Annotated in this window: 15 protein-coding genes and 4 tRNA genes; 17 read left to right on the top strand and 2 right to left on the bottom strand. The window is 42.0% G+C overall.

Annotation, left to right across the window (positions count from 1 at the left end):
* The first annotated feature begins 176 nt into the window (after window positions 1-176).
* From FR932_RS16640 to glpX, 3 genes are all read left to right on the top strand, one after another.
* Entirely contained in the window at window positions 177-821 is a 645-nt protein-coding gene (locus FR932_RS16640) for a lysoplasmalogenase (RefSeq protein ID WP_019442542.1), read from the top strand.
* 47 nt (window positions 822-868) lie between these two features.
* Window positions 869-2,779, top strand: a complete 1,911-nt coding sequence (locus tag FR932_RS16635; RefSeq protein WP_019442541.1) for an MOSC N-terminal beta barrel domain-containing protein — start codon at window positions 869-871, stop codon at window positions 2,777-2,779.
* 137 nt (window positions 2,780-2,916) lie between these two features.
* Entirely contained in the window at window positions 2,917-3,933 is a 1,017-nt protein-coding gene (gene glpX, locus FR932_RS16630) for a class II fructose-bisphosphatase (RefSeq protein ID WP_019442540.1), read from the top strand.
* A gap of 111 nt (window positions 3,934-4,044) precedes the next feature.
* Here glpX and FR932_RS16625 read toward each other — a convergent pair whose 3' ends face one another.
* A complete protein-coding gene (locus FR932_RS16625; RefSeq protein WP_019442539.1) occupies window positions 4,045-5,106 on the bottom strand; it encodes a 3-deoxy-7-phosphoheptulonate synthase in 1,062 nt (353 codons plus the stop codon).
* Window positions 5,107-5,172: 66 nt separating this feature from the next.
* Complete coding sequence (locus FR932_RS16620) at window positions 5,173-5,616, bottom strand: GNAT family N-acetyltransferase (RefSeq protein WP_019442538.1); 444 nt, start codon at window positions 5,614-5,616, stop codon at window positions 5,173-5,175.
* Window positions 5,617-5,710: 94 nt separating this feature from the next.
* On the opposite strand from FR932_RS16620, the gene murB reads away from it, so the two are divergent.
* The 14 genes from murB to rpoC all read left to right on the top strand — a co-directional run bounded on the left by murB (window position 5,711) and on the right by rpoC (window position 20,736).
* A complete protein-coding gene (gene murB, locus FR932_RS16615; RefSeq protein WP_026032221.1) occupies window positions 5,711-6,742 on the top strand; it encodes a UDP-N-acetylmuramate dehydrogenase in 1,032 nt (343 codons plus the stop codon).
* A 1-nt stretch (window position 6,743) separates the two neighbouring features.
* Window positions 6,744-7,703 carry a bifunctional biotin--[acetyl-CoA-carboxylase] ligase/biotin operon repressor BirA gene (gene birA, locus FR932_RS16610; RefSeq protein WP_193787379.1) on the top strand — a complete coding sequence of 320 codons (960 nt, stop codon included), beginning with the start codon at window positions 6,744-6,746 and terminating at the stop codon, window positions 7,701-7,703.
* A 150-nt stretch (window positions 7,704-7,853) separates the two neighbouring features.
* Window positions 7,854-7,929, top strand: a tRNA-Thr gene (locus FR932_RS16605).
* A gap of 28 nt (window positions 7,930-7,957) precedes the next feature.
* Window positions 7,958-8,042: transfer RNA gene (locus FR932_RS16600), tRNA-Tyr, on the top strand.
* A 19-nt stretch (window positions 8,043-8,061) separates the two neighbouring features.
* A tRNA-Gly gene (locus tag FR932_RS16595) sits at window positions 8,062-8,136 on the top strand.
* Window positions 8,137-8,141: 5 nt separating this feature from the next.
* Window positions 8,142-8,217, top strand: a tRNA-Thr gene (locus FR932_RS16590).
* A gap of 335 nt (window positions 8,218-8,552) precedes the next feature.
* Entirely contained in the window at window positions 8,553-8,930 is a 378-nt protein-coding gene (gene secE, locus FR932_RS16585; protein WP_019442535.1) for a preprotein translocase subunit SecE, read from the top strand.
* A 4-nt stretch (window positions 8,931-8,934) separates the two neighbouring features.
* Window positions 8,935-9,477: a transcription termination/antitermination protein NusG gene (nusG, locus tag FR932_RS16580; RefSeq protein WP_019442534.1), complete on the top strand. Its 543-nt coding sequence runs from the start codon at window positions 8,935-8,937 to the stop codon at window positions 9,475-9,477.
* Between the two features lie 185 nt (window positions 9,478-9,662).
* Window positions 9,663-10,091: a 50S ribosomal protein L11 gene (gene rplK / locus FR932_RS16575; protein ID WP_019442533.1), complete on the top strand. Its 429-nt coding sequence runs from the start codon at window positions 9,663-9,665 to the stop codon at window positions 10,089-10,091.
* A gap of 6 nt (window positions 10,092-10,097) precedes the next feature.
* Window positions 10,098-10,796 (top strand): 50S ribosomal protein L1, encoded by a 699-nt coding sequence (rplA, locus tag FR932_RS16570; RefSeq protein ID WP_019442532.1) that lies wholly within the window; start codon window positions 10,098-10,100, stop codon window positions 10,794-10,796.
* A 371-nt stretch (window positions 10,797-11,167) separates the two neighbouring features.
* Window positions 11,168-11,671, top strand: a complete 504-nt coding sequence (rplJ, locus tag FR932_RS16565; RefSeq protein ID WP_019442531.1) for a 50S ribosomal protein L10 — start codon at window positions 11,168-11,170, stop codon at window positions 11,669-11,671.
* Between the two features lie 47 nt (window positions 11,672-11,718).
* Window positions 11,719-12,084 carry a 50S ribosomal protein L7/L12 gene (gene rplL, locus FR932_RS16560; protein WP_019442530.1) on the top strand — a complete coding sequence of 122 codons (366 nt, stop codon included), beginning with the start codon at window positions 11,719-11,721 and terminating at the stop codon, window positions 12,082-12,084.
* Between the two features lie 233 nt (window positions 12,085-12,317).
* Entirely contained in the window at window positions 12,318-16,355 is a 4,038-nt protein-coding gene (rpoB, locus tag FR932_RS16555; protein WP_019442529.1) for a DNA-directed RNA polymerase subunit beta, read from the top strand.
* Between the two features lie 97 nt (window positions 16,356-16,452).
* Window positions 16,453-20,736, top strand: coding sequence for a DNA-directed RNA polymerase subunit beta' (gene rpoC, locus FR932_RS16550; RefSeq protein ID WP_019442528.1), 4,284 nt, complete (start codon window positions 16,453-16,455; stop codon window positions 20,734-20,736).
* Window positions 20,737-20,856: the final 120 nt, after the last annotated feature.

Here is a 20,856-nt window from a genome sequence, read left to right as displayed (position 1 = left end):
TATGAGTGAATAAACTAGTCTAATTTGCTAATTTCTGTCTACCATTTCATTAAAATTACAGGTTGTTATGTATGTAATTGTTAACCTGCGCACATTTATAACGTTTTAATACTTGTATATGGAGATGAAAATGACTCAGTATTGAGCATTTATTCAATGTGATGGAAGAGTCAAAAATGGACGTTACAACGACGCTAATAGCAAGTACGCTGGTTATCTTGATGTGTGCTTTATTGCATTTATATGGCGCTTATAAAGAGCTAAAATGGTTGTTCTATGTATTTAAGCCCGTGACTACACTTTCTATTGCGGCTTTATGTTGGCATTTATCCCCAGCGCTCAGCGATTATGTTTGGCTTATCTTATTGGGGCTGCTGCTGTCGACCTTAGGTGACATCTTCCTTATGCTCCCAAAAGATAGATTTATCCCCGGTCTACTTAGTTTTTTAGCCGCTCATGTTGCTTATATCGTGGCTTTTTCTATGCAGCTGGAGATCACGTATACCTGGGCGTTGATCACGCCTTTAATTATTATCGCCATCGTGTATTTAACCTTATTGTGGCCTTCTCTAGCGGAAATGAAAGTGCCAGTATTGGTGTACATGAGTATTATTGTTGTCATGGCTTGGATCAGTGGTGAACGCTATTTTACGTTAGAGAGCTCTGCTAGTTTTTATGCCTTTATTGGTGCCGTCGTGTTTTTGTTTTCAGATGCGACATTGGCATTTGATAGATTTAAAAAACAGTTCCATAGTGCTTATGGCGTTATTATTGTAAGCTATTATCTTGCTCAGTATTTTATTGCGCTATCGGTTAGATGACTGGTCATCTGCAGGTGTAAACGTCGTTACAGTAAGGGAATGAATACGTGACTAAAATAAATCTATCTGGATTGGCTATTTATCCATTAAAGTCTGCAAAAGCAATTAACTTAACCCAGTCACATGTGAGTGAAATGGGCTTAGAACATGACCGTCGCTTTATGATCAGTGACATGCAAGGACAATTTATTACCGGTCGAACACAACCTAAAATATCGACCATCAAGATTGAAGTGTCTTCTCAAGGTATTATGCTTTCAGCGCCGAAAATGCCGCCGATAGCCCTTACGTTTAAAGAACTCCAGCAAGATTATACTGATGTAACGGTTTGGGATTCATGTGTTAAAGGTCAGCGCTGTAGTGAGGAGATGAACCAGTGGTTAACTAAATTTCTAGGCGTGGCATGCCAGTTACTTTATTTCGGTGAACAGTCATCACGCAAAGTCGCTAATTTTGATAAGCAAGTTGGTTTTGCTGATGGTTTTCCGCTGTTATTAATTTCTCAAGCATCCCTTGATGAATTGAATCGTAGTACAGCCAGACCAATTGATATGCGCCAATTTAGAACCAATTTAGTCGTGACAGGCTGCGAACCCTTTGCTGAAGATACGTGGAAGCGGATCAAAATAGGTGATGCTGAGTTTGAATTAGTGAAAGCCTGTGAGCGTTGTATTTTTACGACACTACCCCCAGGTGAAATCAATTTTGCTAACGATAAAGAACCGCTAAAAACATTAAATTTATTCCGTAAAGATAACGATGGCCGGATTGATTTTGGGCAAAATTTAATTAGTCATAATGATGCCGTGATTAAACTGGGTGATAGCCTTGAAGTGTTGGAATATCATGCGCCTAAATTTTATGCTGATAATCGTCCGAAACAACCCGTGACATCAACACCAAAACAGGTAGTGAAACACCCTGCCGAGCAGCAAGCTAAAACCCTATGGGGCAAGGGTGAAACAAGACAATTGTGTTGTGTTGCTGTTATTGATGAAACGCCTGATACCAAAACGTTTCGTTTTCGTGTTGAACCTGCAGCATTATTGAATTACAAACCTGGTCAATTCATTACGCTGAATCTAAAAATTGGTCAAGATTTGGTGATGCGCAACTATACCTTGTCATCTTCTCCAAGCCGACCTGATTTATTAGCCATTACAGTAAAACGTGTACCAGAGGGTAAAGCATCAAATTGGTTGAATGATAATTTAACCGTTGGCGGTCGCTTAGGTGCGTCATCACCGCGTGGTCCTTTTCATGCTTTTACCGCGACAACGCAGAAGTTACTCTTGCTGTCAGCGGGCAGTGGTATAACCCCAATGTTGTCGATGGCACGTTATTATGCCGATACTGAATGTGATAAAGACATTGTCTTCTTTTACAGTGCCAAAACGGCTGTAGACTTGATCGCCCTTGATGAATTGCAGTTACTCACTCGTCAACATACAAATATGCGCTTGGTACTCACTTTGACTGCTGAAACGAGCCAAAGTGATTGGACTGGGTTGAGAGGGCGTATTGATCAGCAAATGCTTGCCGATGTGCTGCGTGATATAAGTGAGCGTTCTGCTTATGTTTGTGGTCCTGAAGCATTTATGACGACAATGACCATGGCATTAACGGCATTAAACGTACCTGCCGAACAACAGTTTACCGAAAGTTTTGGCGATCATAAACATTCTGAAACACCAGGTAAACCGGTGAATATTTTATTGGACAGTTGGGATACCAGTTTTGTTGGTGATAATAAAACCACCTTGTTAGAACAAGCCGAAAAAAATGGCGTTAAGATCCCTTATAACTGCCGAGCGGGCTATTGTGGTGTTTGCCGTGTGACGTTAGAGTCAGGTGAAGTACGCGTACTTGCCGATCATGCATTGACTGATGATGGTAAAAAAGCCAAACAAGTATTAGCGTGTAGCTGCATACCGCAGACGGATGTCGTTATTAGTTAGATCATACGAGGGCTATTTGTTTTAAATATGATTTAAACATGATCTTAAATATTAGATGTTTAAATATAACGATTCGCAAATTGTAATTGAATAAGTGGCGCTTTAAAATATAGCCACTTATATATCGGAGCTAACAAATGAAACGTACACTTGCCATTGAATTTTCGCGCGTCGTTGAAGCCGCTGCACTTGCTGGTTATAAATGGCTAGGCCGTGGTGATAAGAATATTGCTGATGGTGCAGCTGTTGAAGCCATGCGAGTGATGCTAAATAAGATAGATATTGACGGTGAAATTGTGATTGGTGAAGGCGAAATTGATGAAGCGCCTATGCTTTATATCGGTGAGAAAGTCGGCACTAAAATAGCTGGCGCTGATGCTGTTGATATTGCTGTCGACCCGATTGAAGGTACACGTATGACTGCAATGGGGCAATCGAATGCGGTTGCGGTACTTGCTGTCGGTGAGAAAGGTGCATTTCTAAAAGCGCCTGACATGTATATGGAAAAACTGGTTGTAGGTCCGGATGCTAAAAACGCGATTGACTTAAACTTATCGCTTGAAGACAATGTGCGTAATGTCGCAAAGGCGTTAAACAAAGACATGAGTGAACTCACTGTTGTCACTTTAGCTAAGCCGCGCCATGGCGATAAAATCAAAGCATTGCATGCGATGGGTGTGCGTGTATTCGCGTTACCTGATGGTGATGTTGCTGCGTCGATTTTATGCTGCATGCCAGAGAGTGAAGTCGATATGATGTATTGTGTTGGCGGCGCGCCAGAAGGTGTCATATCTGCAGCTGCAATACGCGCGATGGACGGTAACATGCAAGCACGATTATTAGCCCGTCATGATGTGAAAGGTGATACGCCTGAAAACCGCGCTGCTGGTGAGATTGAAATCGCACGATGTGAAGCACTTAGTTTAGTGGTGGGTGAAATTTTACCGTTAGATAGACTAGCTAAAAACGATAATGTTATTTTTGCTGCGACAGGTATTACCAAAGGTGATTTGCTTGAAGGTGTCCAACGTAAAGGTAACCAAGTGACCACTGAAACCTTAGTGATTCGTGGTAAGTCGGGCACAATTCGTCGTATTCAGTCTACGCATATGCTTAATCGTTTCGACACTGATCTGCAAAGCATCATCTGTTAAGTTATTCGACATATAGCAGTTAAGTAGTTAAGTAAATTGAAGATAATAAAAAGCCGCGCTAATTCAAGTCATGAAGTAACGCGGCTTTTTGGTATTCATTATTCGATAACGTTATTTTGTTATTTCGATGCGGTCACTTGCTGCTTGAGCAAGGTCAGCTAATAGCTGCTCAGTGTCTTGCCAATGGATACAAGCATCAGTAATACTCTTACCGTAAACGAGTGGCTCGCCTGGTATGACAGCTTGATTGCCTGCTTCGATAAAGCTTTCAGCCATAATACCTGAAATTTGCATGCTGCCAGTACGCATTTGCGCCATTACATCTTCAGCAACAAGCAGCTGATTGGTGTGAAGCTTTTGGCTGTTACCATGACTAAAATCAACCACGACAGAAGGCGCTAAGCCCGCATCCGTTAATGCGTTAGTTGCAGTATCAATGTGTGAACGCTCGTAGTTAGGCGTTTTACCACCACGTAAAATAACGTGACCAAATGGATTACCGTGTGTTTGGTATACCGTCATTAGGCCATCTTTATCTGGTGAGTAAAAGATATGTGGAACTTGCGCTGCACGAACTGCATCAATAGCAATTTTCGTGTTACCGTCAGTACCATTTTTGAACCCGACAGGGCAAGATAAAGCCGATGCCATTTCACGATGGACTTGGCTTTCAGTGGTTCTAGCACCAATTGCGCCCCAGCTGATTAAATCGGCGATGTATTGGCCGTTAACCATATCTAAGAATTCAGTAGCGATTGGTAAACCGATTTCAGTAATATCGACTAATAATTTACGCGCTAAGCGCAGACCTTTGTTTGCTTGATATTTACCGTTTAAATCCGGATCACTGATCAAGCCTTTCCAGCCCACAATGGTACGTGGTTTTTCAAAGTACACGCGCATTGCAATCACCAAGCTGTCTTTATATTGCTCTTGCAATGGTTTTAGACGGCGAGCGTAATCTAAAGCGGCGCTAGTATCATGAATTGAGCAAGGACCAATGATAACCAGCAGGCGTTTATCTTTACCTTCAATAATCGCTTCTATCTCTCGGCGTTTATTAACAAGTTGCTGTGCGGCGTTATCAGATAATGGAAACTCTTTAATCAGTTGACTTGGAGTGATCACCTGATCGATATAGGTAGTTCTAAGTTCGTCTGTTTTAATTGTCATGATGTCTATTAGTCTAATTATGGGCTGTGATCAGCTTAACGTAATTTCATATTATTATAAAGATAATCAGATGTCAGCTTGATTAGAATCATTAAAGCCTAATAGCAACAGTTTTTTTCCTTGCTGCTGATAGGCCAGAAAACGCTGTTGGATGTCGTTTGGCGCCTGCATTGTTGGCACAAAACCATGCTGATGATAGAAATCGGCAAGGTGGGGTAAAGCAAAGGTAAAGGTTTTGCCTGCGATGAAATGAGTACGCATATCGTGTAATAACCGATGAGCGAGTTGCTGGCCACGATAATCGGGCGACACTAACATGCCCGTGAGTAGCGTTAATTCTCCGATAGGACGTAAACGTGCGCAAGCGACAATGGTATTCTTATCTTTGCTATTGTTGTCTTTTAACACGGCGATATGCTCAGCTTTGTTGGGGCGAGAATAGGGCAGATATTGCTTATAAAAAGGTTTAACTAACGGATTCTCTACTTTATTTAACCACTGAAACTGCATCTCGTTGCCTTTTATTATTCGGTTTTGCATACAGATACGGTACTATCACGGTACTATCTGCATGGGTTCATGCGTTACGAGTGCTAATTATTTCATGCAAATACTAAAAAATCATAATTTAAAACCTTACACCAGTTTTGGTGTTGATGCTTATGCTACGCAATTTGTCACCGTCACGACCTTTGCTGAGTTGCAATTCGCATTGGCAATTCCCGCACGCCAGCGATTAATCCTAGGTGGCGGTAGTAATTTATTATTTTGTGATGACTTCAATGGACTCGTTATTCGTATTTGTTTAACAGGAATCACAGTGAATGAATCCGCCAATGATGTGGTGAGCTTACATGTCGCTGCAGGTGAAAATTGGCATGAGTTTGTCCAATGGAGCTTGACGCAAGGCTATGCAGGATTAGAAAATTTAGCCCTTATACCAGGTGTGGTTGGCGCGGCGCCAGTACAAAATATTGGTGCGTATGGCGTTGAATTGAAAGATTTCTGCGATTATGTCGATGTGCTTAATATTGAGAGCTTAACGGTACGACGTTACACACCTGCTGAATGCAAGTTTGATTACCGCGATAGTATTTTCAAAGGTGAGCTTAAAGATAAAGCAGTGATCACCGCTGTGGGTATTAAATTACCAAAACCTTGGGTCGCTAAGATTAACTATGGCCCACTGGCCAATTTAGGCTCAGATGCATCGGCGTTAACAATCTTTAAGCAGGTTTGTTTGACTCGCCAACAAAAACTACCCGACCCGAATAAGCTCGGTAATGCCGGTAGCTTCTTTAAAAACCCGATCATCAATAAAGCACAATTTGATGTGATCTCCGAGAAAAACCCAACCATGCCGCATTATCCTGCGGGGGATAAGGTTAAATTGGCGGCTGGCTGGTTGATTGACCAATGTAATTTAAAAGGTTATCAGCAAGGTGGCGCGCAAGTGCATACTGAACAAGCTTTAGTTATCGTTAATACTGGCACGGCGACAGCGCATGATATCGTTATGCTTGCGCAACATATCCAAGCGACAGTATCGGCACGTTTTGCGGTTGAACTACAGCATGAAGTGCGCTTCATTGGACGCAACGGCGAAACTAACTTGGCGGAGGTGTGTGGTGGTTAATATGACAGTGTCACGACAACAGTTAATACGTTTACTTGCCGATGGTGAATTCCATTCTGGTGAAGCCTTGGGTGAAACCTTAGGCGTCAGTCGCATGGCCGTAAGTAAACAGGTAAAAGTATTAGAAACAATCGGCTTAGATATATTCAAGATCACTGGTAAGGGCTACAAGCTCTCATCACCTTTGCAGTTAATTGATGCGCAGAAAATTGCCCAAGGGAGTGGCGTCACAGTTGAGTGCCACCAAGTGTTAGGGTCGACAAATCAACATTTATTGGATAAAGCGGCTTTATTGGAGAAAGGTCACAGCTGCTTTGCGGAATATCAGACTGCTGGTCGTGGTCGTCGCGGTAAAAAATGGGTTTCGCCTTATGGTTCACATCTTTATACCAGTACTTACTGGAGCCTTGATGCTGGGATTCAAGCCGCATCAGGCTTAAGTTTAGTGATCGGTATTGCTGTTGAGCGTACATTGACAGATTTAGGCGTTGCTAATACTCAACTGAAATGGCCGAATGATGTTTATGTCGACGGTAAAAAAATTGCTGGGGTATTGGTTGAAATTATAGCCACAGCGGGTGGGGAATGCCATTTAGTGATTGGTTTAGGCTTAAATGTTAATATGCCATTGCAAGCTGGACTGGAAATCGATCAAGCTTGGACTGATATCTGTCAGCAGTTGCAACAGCCTCTCGACCGTAATGAGCTGGCAACCCGCTATTTATCGCATTTAGTGACGGTATTAACTGATTTTGAACAGTTTGGCTTTGCGCATTTTGTCGAAGAGTGGAATCGTTGCGATGCATTTAAAGATTGTCCGGTGGTTTTAACCTTAGGTGCGAAGCAAAAGCACGGTATTGCCAAAGGCATTGATCATACTGGTGCATTATTATTGGAAATCGATGGGGTGATTAGCCCTTATGTTGGTGGTGAAGTTTCATTGCGGCGTGCTGAAATCTAATTGAAAATGGATGTCTCGTTAGCTTTTGACTCGAAGGTTAGTCGAAGTGGCTAAATATTCACCAGTCTGATAAAAAAAAACTGCTTTTTAGCGATTAAGGTTGCAAGAGGTAGGGGGTTACTCTAATATCCCTCCTCGTTAAGTGACGCCGCCGACTTAGCTCAGTAGGTAGAGCAACTGACTTGTAATCAGTAGGTCGCCAGTTCGACTCCGGCAGTCGGCACCATTTAACTCGTTACTGAAGTACAATATGTGGAGGGGTTCCCGAGTGGCCAAAGGGATCAGACTGTAAATCTGACGGCTCAGCCTTCGAAGGTTCGAATCCTTCTCCCTCCACCACTTTGTATTCAGGACGCATGCGGGCGTCGTATAATGGCTATTACTCCAGCCTTCCAAGCTGATAATGCGGGTTCGATTCCCGCCGCCCGCTCCAAATTCGCTGATATGGCTCAGTCGGTAGAGCGCATCCTTGGTAAGGATGAGGTCCCCAGTTCGATTCTGGGTATCAGCACCATTTTTCAGGTCAATTGTTTCTTCTCTTATATTCTTCATATCAAATAACTACACCTTTAAAATAACCACACTTTTAAAAATCAAAAATCAAAAATCAAATTTAATCATAATCTATTTAAGCTATTTGTAATTCAAATATTATTCATAATTATTTACGAATAACTTGCATGAAAAACGAAAGCCCCTATAATTAGGAGCTCCGTTTGTAGGGGTAGTTCCAATTGGTAGACAAGGCGAGCTTCAAACTGATGTTTGTGAGTTTGATTATCTTCCCCCTGCCACTGTCATCACCGTGTAACAGCGGATTTTTTTGTCTTTAAGGTACAGGTTAGTAGTATGACTTCAAATACTGAAAACCAAGGAAAAGCACTAGAAACTGTAAAATGGGTACTAGTTGCTATAATTCTAATTGGCACAGTTATTGGTAACAATATTTTTAGTGAAGAATCAGTGTTAATCCGCGCAGTTGCTGTAATTATTGCCGCTGTTATTGCTGGTGGCATTGCATTGCAGACAAGTAAAGGGCGCAATGCGCTTGAATTTGCATCTGAATCAAGAACAGAAGTACGTAAGGTGGTTTGGCCTACACGCCAAGAGGCGATCCAAACTACACTTATCGTATTAGTTGTTACCGCTATTATGGCGTTAGTGCTATGGGGTCTAGATGGTATTCTAGTTCGTGTAGTTGCATTTATCACAGATGTAAAGGTATAAGTTCATGTCTGAACAGAAAATGAGATGGTACGTAGTTCAAGCCTTTTCCGGTTTTGAAGGTCGTGTTCAAAAAACATTATCAGAACACATTAAAGTTCACAACATGGAAGAATACTTCGGTGAAGTACTTGTTCCAACGGAAGAAGTTGTTGAAATGCGCGCTGGTCAACGCCGCAAGAGTGAACGTAAGTTCTTCCCAGGCTACGTTTTAGTTCAAATGGTAATGAACGATGAATCATGGCACTTGGTAAGTAGTTTGCCACGTGTACTTGGCTTCATTGGCGGTACGAAAGAACGTCCAGCTCCAATTTCTTCTAAAGAAGCTGACCGTATTCTTAACCGTCTTCAAGATGCAATTGACAAACCGCGTCCTAAGACGTTATTTGAAGTGGGTGAAGTGGTTCGTGTATCTGACGGTCCATTCGCAGACTTTAACGGTGTTGTTGAAGAAGTTGACTACGAAAAGAGTCGCTTAAAAGTTTCTGTATTGATCTTTGGTCGTTCTACTCCAGTAGAACTAGACTTTGGTCAAGTAGAAAAAGGCTAATGCCATTAACCAATTAGGCTAAAGGTTTAGTTCTACAAAATAAGATTTACATTTTATTGAATATTTTTTCAACAAAATGCTTGGCAAGGGCAGCAATTATATCTATAATTCGCTGCCCTTGTTTTTCGGGAAGCTAGTATCTATGTTGGATACAGCGTTCGCACCCATATTTAAGGTAAATTAAAATGGCTAAAAAAGTTACTGCGTATATTAAGCTGCAAGTTTCAGCTGGTATGGCGAATCCTAGTCCACCGGTTGGTCCTGCACTAGGTCAACACGGTGTTAACATCATGGAATTCTGTAAAGCGTTTAACGCAAAAACAGATTCTGTTGAAAAGGGTTCTCCGACTCCTGTTGTTATCACAGTTTATTCTGATCGTTCATTCACGTTCGAAACAAAGACTTCTCCAGCATCTTTCTTACTTAAGAAAGCTGCAGGCATCAAGTCTGGTTCTGGTCGTCCAAACGTTGAAAAAGTGGGTACAGTTACTCGCGCTCAACTGGAAGAGATCTCTAACATCAAACAACCAGACCTTACGGGCGCTGATCTAGAAGCAATGGTTCGCACTATTGCTGGTACAGCTCGCTCAATGGGCTTGAACGTAGAAGGATAATTCGGAATGGCTAAACTTTCTAAACGTATGCGTACGATCCGCGAAAAAGTGGAATCTACAAAAGCTTACGAAATCAACGAAGCTGTTGAACTTCTTAAAGAATTAGCATCTGCTAAATTCAAAGAAAGCATCGACGTTTCTGTAAACCTAGGTATTGATTCACGTAAATCTGACCAAAACGTTCGTGGCGCTACTGTGCTACCACACGGTACTGGTCGTGAGGTACGTGTTGCAGTATTTACACAAGGTGCTAACGCTGAAGCTGCTAAAGCTGCTGGCGCTGACATCGTAGGTATGGACGATCTAGCTGCACAAGTTAAAGCCGGTGAGCTTAACTTTGATGTTGTTATCGCATCTCCAGACGCTATGCGTGTTGTTGGTCAACTAGGTCAAATCCTAGGTCCACGTGGTTTAATGCCAAACCCTAAAGTTGGTACAGTAACTCCTGACGTTGCGACTGCAGTTAAAAATGCTAAGTCTGGTCAAGTTCGTTACCGTAACGACAAAGCTGGCATCATCCACACTACTATCGGTAAAGTGGATTTTGAAGCTGCACAAATTAAAGAAAATCTTGAATCTCTATTGATCGCACTTAGCAAAGCAAAACCTGCTTCAGCTAAAGGCCAATTCATCAAGAAGATCAGCCTATCTACTACGATGGGTGCTGGTCTTTCTGTTGATATTGCAACGGTAGAGACTAAGTAATTTACAGGGAACCTTTTATCTAGTATAATTTGTTCCCTAAAAATTAGTAAATTCGTTAAGGTTAATTTATTAGCTTTAACGTATTTACAAAATGTGGGTTGAAGTGAGGATATTGAGTTTAATACTTGATATGACTTACTTCCGTCCAAGACCGTAGGAGGTATTCTTACTTTGTAAGGAATATCTTAATAATGATCGGCTATTTTTAATTAATACTTGAGCTTTCCTACGTAGATGGTGCAGGGCCCCTGAAGAATTTATTTCTTCTGGAATCTGAGCCGTAATGGTTCGTTTAATATCTAAGTTTACTTGGTATTATTCGGAAATTTTTAATACCGATTTTTAATCGGTTTTATCCAGGAGTATAGACCATGGCATTAGGTCTCGACGACAAAAAAGCAATTGTTGCTGAAGTCAACGAAGCTGCCAAGGCTGCGCTTTCTGCAGTAGTTGCTGATTCACGTGGCGTTACTGTAGGTGCAATGACTGGTCTTCGCAAGCTAGCTCGTGAGAACAACGTATACATTCGTGTAGTACGTAACACTCTTATGAAGCGTGCTGTTGAAGGTACTGATTTTCAGTGCCTGAGCGAAGCATTTACCGGTCCAACTCTGATCGCATTCTCTAACGAGCACCCAGGTGCTGCAGCACGTCTTTTAAAAGACTTCGCTGCACAAGAAGAATCTTTCGAAGTTAAAGCGTTAGCATTTGAAGGCGAATTTATCGGTGCAGAAAACATTGATAAATTAGCAACATTACCAACATACGATGAAGCAATTGCTCAGTTAATGATGACTATGAAAGAAGCATCAGCTGGTAAACTTGTACGTACATTGGCTGCTTTACGCGATCAAAAAGAGCAAGAAGCTGCTTAATTTAGCCGCTTTGTCTAAAATAAATTTTAATATATTAGGAATGACACATGTCTATCACTAAAGACCAAATCATCGACGCAATTGCTGAACTTTCTGTAATGGAAGTTGTTGAATTAATCGAAGCAATGGAAGAAAAATTCGGCGTATCAGCTGCAGCTGCAGTTGTTGCTGGCGGCGGCGCTGCTGCTGCTGAAGAAGAGCAAACAGAATTCGACGTAATTCTTGCTTCTTTCGGCGAAAACAAAGTTAAAGCTATTAAAGCTGTTCGTGGCGCTACAGGTCTAGGCCTTAAAGAAGCTAAAGGTGTTGTTGAATCTGCACCAGTAGCTCTTAAAGAAGGCGTTGACAAAGCAGAAGCTGAAGCACTAAAAGCTACTCTAGAAGAAGCTGGTTGCGTTGTTGAGATCAAATAATCTATTTTTAAATAGATTATTGCCCTCATAAGGCATTGGCTGGCGATTTTTTAATCGCCGGCCTTTTTGCGCTATAGGATGTTTGGAAATTTCACATCATTTCAACCAAAATTCTGCGCACTGTTTAGCCCAATTCATTTGGTCGAGACAGTATAAAAAACATATAATGATGTTGTTAGAGCTGTCCTTTTTCAGGGCAGAGTGGGTCACTTATCAGCGAGCTGAGGAACCAAATGGTTTACTCTAATACCGAAAAAAAACGTATCCGTAAAGACTTTGGTAAAAGTGCACCAGTTGTGGCTAAACCGCAAATGTTGGCTATTCAAACTAGCTCTTTTAAAAAGTTTTTAGAAATGGATCACACAGGCGAATACGGCCTGGAAGCAGCATTCCGTAGCGTATTCCCTATTAAAAGTTACTCTGGAACTTCAGAACTTCAATATGTATCGTACCGTTTAGGTGAGCCTGTTTTTGACGTTAAAGAATGTCAAATCCGTGGTGTTACTTATTCTGCACCGCTACGTGTTAAATTACGCCTTGTATTATACGATCGTGATGCACCTGCAGGCACTATTAAAGATATCAAAGAACAAGAAGTTTACATGGGCGAAATCCCATTAATGACTGATACTGGTACTTTCGTTATCAATGGTACTGAACGTGTTATCGTATCTCAGTTACACCGTAGTCCTGGTGTTTTCTTCGATCACGACAAAGGTAAAACTCATTCATCAGGTAAAGTATTATATAACGCACGCGTTATTCCTTACCGTGGTTCATGGTTAGACTTTGAATTCGATCCGAAAGATAGCTTATTCGTTCGTATTGACCGTCGTCGTAAATTACCATCATCAATCATTCTTCGTGCACTTGAGTTCACGACGGAAGAAATCTTAGCAATCTTCTTTGATACTACACGTTTCGAAGTTAAAGATGGCAAGTTAATGATGGAACTAATGCCAGACCGTCTACGTGGCGAAACAGCTGTATTTGACATCATCGCTAATGGCGAGACGTATGTTGAAAATGGCCGTCGTATTACTGCTCGTCATATCAAGAAATTTGAAAAAGACGGCGTAACAGAAATCGAAGTACCATTAGAGTATATCGCTGGTAAAGTAGCTTCTAAAGATTATATCAATGAAGAAACAGGCGAAGTGATTGTTGCAGCGAATGCTGAACTAACACTAGAATCTGTTGCTGAATTGTCTCAAGCTGGTATCAAGGTAATTGACGTTCTTTATACGAACGACCTTGATGTAGGTAGTTACATGTCTGACACTATCCGTGTTGACTCGACTACTAACAAACTTGAAGCGTTAGTTGAAATCTACCGCATGATGCGTCCTGGTGAACCACCAACGCGTGAAGCGGCAGAAGGTCTATTCCAAAATCTTTTCTTCGCAGACGAACGCTATGATCTATCTACTGTAGGTCGTATGAAGTTCAACCGCCGTATTGGCCGTGAAGAAGATACTGGTGCAGGCATCCTGGACAAATCAGATATCGTTGAAGTGATGAAAACTTTGATTGATATCCGTAACGGTAAAGGCGAAGTTGATGATATCGATCACCTTGGCAACCGTCGTATTCGTTCAGTTGGCGAAATGGCAGAAAACCAATTCCGTGTTGGTTTAGTTCGTGTAGAACGTGCTGTTCGTGAGCGCCTAAGTCTTGGTGATCTTGATGCAGTAATGCCACAAGATTTAATCAATGCTAAGCCAATTTCAGCTGCGATTAAAGAGTTCTTTGGTTCATCACAACTGTCTCAGTTTATGGATCAAAATAACCCATTGTCAGAAGTGACGCACAAACGTCGTATTTCTGCTTTAGGTCCTGGTGGTCTAACACGTGAACGTGCTGGCTTTGAGGTACGTGACGTACATCCAACTCACTACGGTCGTTTATGTCCGATTGAGACTCCAGAGGGGCCAAACATTGGTCTAATTAACTCACTAGCTGTATTTGCCCGTACTAACGATTATGGTTTCTTAGAAACGCCATTCCGTAAAGTAATCAACGGTCAAGTTACTAATGATGTTCAATACCTTTCTGCTATCGAAGAAGGTCTGTATGCAGTAGCACAGGCTAACGCGACAGTAGATACAAACGGTGTACTTCAAGACGAATTTATCCCATGTCGTCATAAAGGTGAAACTACCTTTATGTCTGCAGATAACATTCAATATATGGACGTATCACCACAACAGATTATTTCTGTGGCTGCATCGCTAATTCCGTTCCTAGAACACGATGATGCTAACCGTGCATTGATGGGTGCGAATATGCAACGTCAAGCAGTACCAACACTAAATGCTGATAAGCCATTAGTAGGTACTGGTATTGAACGCGCGGTAGCAATCGATTCTGGTGTAACAGTAGTTGCGCTACGTGGCGGTTCAATCGACTATGCTGATGCAAGTCGTATCATCGTTAAAGTTAACGAAGATGAACTAGTACCAGGTGAAGCGGGTATTGATATCTACACGCTAACTAAGTACACACGTTCGAATCAAAACACATGTATTAACCAACGCCCAACAGTATTAACTGGTGAAGCAGTGGTTAAAGGCGATGTGCTTGCTGATGGTCCTTCAACGGATCTAGGTGAATTAGCGCTTGGTCAAAACATGCGTATTGCATTCATGCCTTGGAATGGTTACAACTTCGAGGATTCAATCCTTGTATCAGAACGCGTTGTAAAAGAAGATCGTCTAACGACTATCCACATTCAAGAATTGTCATCGATTGCGCGTGATACTAAACTTGGTAGTGAAGAGATCACTGCAGACATCCCTAACGTGGGTGAAAGTGCATTATCTAAACTAGATGAGTCTGGTATCGTTTACGTTGGTGCTGAAGTTAAGCCGGGTGATATCCTGGTAGGTAAAGTAACCCCTAAAGGTGAAACACAATTAACGCCTGAAGAAAAGCTTCTACGAGCTATCTTCGGTGAAAAAGCATCTGATGTGAAAGACAGTTCATTACGTGTACCTAACTCTGTTTACGGTACTGTAATTGACGTGCAAGTATTTACCCGTGATGGCGTAGATAAAGATAAACGTGCACAAGACATCGAGCAGATGCAACTGCGTGAAGCGAAAAAAGACTTAACTGAAGAGTTATCTATCTTCGAAGAAAGCTTATTCGGTCGCGTTAAATCTCTATTACTTGCTGCTGGCAAAACGGAAGAGCAACTTAATGCTGTTTCTCGCACGCAATGGTTAGAGATTGTTCTTGCTGACGAAGAACAACAGACTCAATTAGAAGGCCTAGCTAAGCAACATGATGAGCTACGCGCTGAATTTGATTCTAAGTTTGATATCAAACGCCGTAAAATCACTCAAGGTGATGACTTAGCACCAGGTGTACTTAAGATTGTTAAAGTATATCTAGCTGTTAAACGTCGTATCCAACCGGGTGATAAAATGGCCGGTCGTCATGGTAACAAAGGTGTGATTTCAACAATCGTTCCTATTGAAGACATGCCGCACGATAAGTTTGGTGAGCCAGTAGATATCGTACTGAATCCGCTGGGTGTACCATCGCGTATGAACATCGGTCAGGTACTTGAAGTTCACTTGGGTCTTGCTGCTCGTGGTATCGGTAATAAAATCGATGACATGATCAAAGAACAGCAAGAGCTTGCTAAGATCCGTGAGTTTATTCAAAAAGCTTACGATATCGGCAACTCGCATCAGAAAGTTGATTTATCAACATACTCTGATGATCAAGTTCGTGTTCTTGCACAAAACTTACGTAAAGGTCTGCCTATGGCAACACCTGCGTTTGATGGTGCAGCTGAAGCTGAAATCAAAGAAATGCTTGTATTGGCTGATCTTCCTGCATCAGGTCAATTAGAGTTATTCGATGGTCGTACTGGTGATACATTCGAACGTCCTGTAACTGTTGGTTACATGTACATGCTGAAACTGAATCACTTGGTTGATGACAAGATGCATGCGCGTTCTACCGGTTCTTACAGCCTAGTTACTCAGCAGCCGCTGGGTGGTAAAGCTCAGTTCGGTGGTCAGCGTTTCGGTGAGATGGAAGTATGGGCTCTGGAAGCATACGGTGCAGCATATACTCTTCAAGAGATGCTAACTGTTAAGTCTGATGACGTGAACGGTCGTACTAAGATGTATAAAAACATCGTAGACGGCGATCATCGTATGGACCCAGGTATGCCTGAATCATTCAATGTATTGTTGAAAGAGATCCGCTCATTGGGTATCAACATCGAACTAGATGAAAACAAAAACAAGAAATAACTCTAATTAGAGTTAATTCTGATTTTTGATTAGCACTGCGCCTCGACTCATTCTGTGAGTTGAGGCTGCTTAGTTTTCACTCCCAGTGGAGAAAAACGTGAAAGACTTATTAAAGTTTCTAAAACAACAAGGTAAATCGGAAGAATTCGATGGTATCAAGATTGGTCTAGCTTCTCCGGAACAGATCCGCTCTTGGTCTTTTGGTGAAGTTAAAAAGCCAGAAACCATTAACTACCGTACCTTCAAACCAGAACGTGACGGCTTATTCTGTGCGCGTATTTTCGGCCCAGTAAAAGATTACGAATGTCTTTGCGGAAAATATAAGCGTCTGAAGCACCGTGGTGTTATCTGTGAAAAATGTGGCGTAGAAGTAACGCAAACTAAAGTTCGTCGTGACCGTATGGGCCACATCGAATTAGCGTCTCCTGTTGCACACATTTGGTTCCTGAAATCATTACCATCTCGCATCGGTCTATTATTAGACATGACGCTACGTGATATCGAACGTATTCTTTACTTCGAATCATATGTTGTTATCGAACCTGGTATGACTTCGCTAGAGCGTGGCATGATGCTGACTGAAGAGCAGTATCTTGACAACCTAGAAGAATGGGGTGATGAATTTGACGCGAAGATGGGTGCAGAAGCTGTACTTTCTTTGTTACAAGATCTTAACCTAAACCAAGATATCGAAGAAATGCGTGAAGAATTAGAGACGACAAACTCTGAAACTAAACGTAAGAAGATCACTAAGCGTCTTAAATTAATGGAAGCATTCGCTGTATCTGGTAATAAACCAGAGTGGATGATCATGAACGTTCTACCGGTATTGCCGCCAGATCTTCGTCCATTAGTACCACTAGATGGTGGCCGTTTTGCGACTTCTGATCTGAATGACCTTTACCGTCGTGTGATCAACCGTAACAACCGTCTAAAACGTCTATTAGACTTAGCTGCACCAGATATTATCGTACGTAACGAAAAACGTATGTTACAAGAATCTGTTGATGCGCTATTAGATAATGGTCGTCGTGGTCGTGCGATTACTGGTTCTAACAAACGTCCTCTTAAATCTCTTGCTGATATGATCAAGGGTAAACAAGGTCGTTTCCGTCAGAATCTACTTGGTAAACGTGTGGATTACTCTGGTCGTTCTGTAATTACAGTAGGTCCAACGTTACGCTTACACCAATGTGGTCTACCGAAGAAAATGGCACTTGAGCTATTCAAGCCATTCATCTACGGTAAATTAGAATCACTTGGTTTTGCTACAACGATTAAAGCAGCTAAGAAAATGGTTGAACGTGAAGGCGCTGAAGTTTGGGATATCCTAGACGGCGTGATCCGCGAACATCCAGTAATGCTTAACCGTGCACCAACTCTTCACAGACTTGGTATTCAAGCATTCGAACCTGTACTAATTGAAGGTAAAGCAATTCAGTTACACCCTCTAGTATGTTCTGCATACAACGCCGATTTCGATGGCGATCAGATGGCTGTACACGTACCGTTAACAATTGAAGCTCAATTGGAAGCGCGTACACTGATGATGTCTACGAATAACATCCTTTCACCTGCAAATGGTGAACCGGTTATCGTACCTTCTCAAGACGTTGTATTAGGTCTTTACTACATGACTCGTTCTGGCGTTAACGCTAAGGGTGAAGGCATGGTATTAGGCAGCCCTGAAGAAGCTGAAAAGCTATATCGCAGTGGCCATGTTGAATTACATGCACGTGTTAAAGTACGTATTACTGAACATCTGAAAAATGAAGAAACTGGTGAAGTTACAGTTCGCACTGAACTGAAGAACACAACAGTTGGTCGTGCGATTCTTTCTTTAGTAGCACCTACAGGTCTACCGTATGAACTAATCGATCCGGCTAAAACTTTATCTGCTGATGAAGAAGCTAAACTTGCAGTGAACCCAGCTAACTGGATCCTGAAAGTATCTAACGAAGCGTTAGGTAAGAAGCAGATTTCTAAGCTACTAAATGACTGTTACCGTCTATTAGGTCTGAAAGATACTGTTGTATTCGCCGATCAACTAATGTACACCGGTTTCCATTACGCTGCGCTTTCTGGTGCATCTGTTGGTATCGATGACATGGTTATTCCAGCTGCGAAGAAAACACTACTTGAAGAAGCTGAAATTGAAGTAACTCAAATCCAAGAGCAATTCCAATCTGGTCTTGTTACTGCGGGTGAGCGTTACAATAAAGTGATTGATATTTGGGCTCGTGCGAATGAGTTAATCTCAAAAGCAATGATGGATAACTTGTCTACAGAAACGAAACCTAACTCGTTAGGTGACGCTGAGACACAGAAATCATTCAACAGCATCTTTATGATGGCCGATTCTGGTGCACGTGGTAGTGCGGCACAGATTCGTCAGCTAGCTGGTATGCGTGGTCTGATGGCGAAACCAGATGGTTCGATCATCGAAACACCAATTACGGCTAACTTCCGTGAAGGTCTAAACGTACTTCAGTACTTCATCTCAACGCATGGTGCGCGTAAAGGTCTAGCCGATACAGCACTTAAAACAGCAAACTCGGGTTACCTAACTCGTCGTCTTGTTGACGTTGCACAAGATCTTGTAATTAACGAGATTGATTGTGGTACTGAAAATGGTCTAATCATTACTCCTCATATTGAAGGTGGTGATGTTGTTGAACCGTTACGTGATCGTGTTCTAGGTCGTGTTGTTGCTGAAGATGTACTAAACCCAGTATCGGGTGAAGTAATTCTTCCACGTAACACGCTACTAGACGAAAAACTTTGTGACTTCTTAGAAGAACACTCAGTGGATCAAATGAAAGTGCGTTCTGTAATTACTTGTGACAATGACTTCGGTGTTTGTGCAGCTTGTTACGGTCGTGACTTGGCACGTGGCGAAATGGTTGGCCAAGGTGAAGCAGTTGGTGTTGTTGCAGCACAATCAATTGGTGAACCTGGTACACAGTTAACGATGCGTACATTCCACATTGGTGGTGCGGCATCGAGAGCATCTGCAGAAAATAATATCCAAGTGAAAAACACGGGTACTATTAAGTTCCACAACGAGAAATTCGTTGAGAACGCAGAAGGCAAACTGGTTATTACTTCACGTTCATCAGAAGTTACTATTATTGATGAAAACGGTCGTACTAAAGAAAGCCATAAACTACCTTACGGTTCTGTGGTTGACTTTAAAGATGGCGCGGCTATCGAATCTGGTAGCATCCTTGCTAACTGGGACCCGCATACTCACCCAATCATCACAGAGGTGGCTGGTCAAATTAAGTTTATTGACTTAATTGAAGGTATTACGGTTACTAAGCAAACGGATGATCTAACGGGTCTATCTAGCACGGTAATTCTTGATCCTGCAGCACGTGTTGCCGCTGGTAAAGATATGCGTCCTATGGTTAAACTTGTTGATGCAGCAGGTAATGATTTATTCATTCCTGGTACAGAAGTTGTTGCACAATACTTCTTACCTGCAAACGCAATCGTTAACCTAGAAGATGGTGCGTTAGTTACTATTGGTGAAGCGCTAGCGCGTATTCCTCAAGAAAGCTCGAAAACACGTGATATTACGGGTGGTCTACCACGCGTAGCGGATCTGTTTGAAGCGCGTCAGCCTAAAGATGCAGCTATCTTAGCGGAAATCTCAGGTACTATTAGTTTCGGTAAAGAAACTAAAGGTAAACGTCGTCTAGTTATCACACCGACTGATGGTGCTGAAGCTTACGAAGAGATGATCCCTAAATGGCGTCACTTGAACGTGTTTGAAGGTGAGAAAGTTGCAATTGGTGAAGTTATCGCCGATGGCCCTGAATCAGCTCACGATATTCTACGTCTACGTGGCATTAGCCATGTTGCGAACTATATCGCAAACGAAGTTCAAGAAGTATACCGTCTGCAAGGCGTTAAGATTAACGATAAGCACATTGAAACTATCGTTCGTCAAATGCTACGTAAAGCTAACGTTGTATCTGCTGGTGACAGTAACTTCCTACAAGGTGAACAAGCTGAAGTTTCACGTCTGAAAATTGCTAACCGTCAGTTAGAAGCTGAAGGCAAGCAACCAGCCGTGTTCCAGCATATCCTGATGGGTATTACTAAAGCATCTCTTGCAACTGAGTCATTTATCTCAGCTGCATCTTTCCAAGAAACAACACGTGTTCTAACGGACGCTGCTGTACATGGTAAGATTGATGACCTTCGTGGTCTGAAAGAGAACGTTATCGTTGGTCGTCTGATCCCTGCTGGTACTGGTTTCTCTTACCACCAAGATCGCGCTAAAATGCGTGCTGGTAAGGTCGAAGAAGCGATGCCAGAGATCACTACTGATGAAGCTGAACAGAACCTAGCTAACCTATTAAATAACCTTTAATTGATTTGCTGAATGCAATTAAAGTTGTAGGCAAGTGATGACAGACCCACTGATTCATTTGCTTACTATTATTAAATAGTGAAGGCGCCCTTTATAGGGCGCCTTTTTTTTGCTTGTTTT

The sequence above is a fragment of the Moritella marina ATCC 15381 genome, from assembly GCF_008931805.1.
Taxonomy (GTDB): Bacteria; Pseudomonadota; Gammaproteobacteria; order Enterobacterales; family Moritellaceae; genus Moritella; species Moritella marina.
This window is presented reverse-complemented; position numbering and strand designations above follow the sequence as displayed.